The organism is Streptomyces sp. bgisy130, assembly GCF_057708345.1.
Window position 1 is genome coordinate 1 of sequence record NZ_JBYISA010000114.1, and the last position, 717, is coordinate 717.

Here is a 717-nt window from a genome sequence, read left to right on the forward strand (position 1 = left end):
CACACCACCCACGGCACCACACCCACACCACCAACAGGCAGGGCCCCCGAACCCTCCTCCACCGGGGGCACCGGGGGCACCGGGGGCTGCTCGATCACCACATGCGCATTGGTGCCGCTCACACCGAACGCCGACACACCAGCCCGACGAACCCGCTCCCCCTCAGGCCACCCAACAGCCTCGGTCAGCAGACGCGCATCACCCGCCGACCAGTCCACATGCGACGACGGCTCATCCACATGCAACGTCCGCGGCAGCACGCCGTGCTGCAACGCCAGCACCATCTTGATCACACCGGCCACACCCGCGGCAGCTTGAGTGTGCCCGATGTTCGACTTCACCGAACCCAGCCACAACGGCCGGTCCCCGTCACGGTCCTGACCGTAAGTGGCCAACAGCGCCTGCGCCTCGATCGGGTCGCCCAGCGACGTCCCCGTACCGTGCGCCTCCACCACATCCACATCCGAGGCGGACAGGCCCCCGCTCGCCAATGCCTGCCGGATCACCCGCTGCTGCGACGGACCATTCGGCGCCGTCAAACCATTCGACGCGCCATCCTGATTCACCGCACTGCCACGCACCACGGCCAGTACCCGGTGGCCGTTCCGGCGGGCATCCGACAGCCGCTCCACCACCAGGACGCCGGCGCCCTCACCCCAACTGGTGCCGTCCGCAGCATCCGAAAACGCCTTGCACCGACCATCAGCAGCAAGGCCG

General features: G+C 68.8%; 1 protein-coding gene. It reads right to left on the reverse strand.

What is annotated here, in order from left to right; translation table 11 throughout:
- A partial coding sequence (locus AC3EUV_RS38365) for a ketoacyl-synthetase C-terminal extension domain-containing protein (protein WP_435604899.1) occupies positions 1–717 on the reverse strand: 717 nt, incomplete at both ends.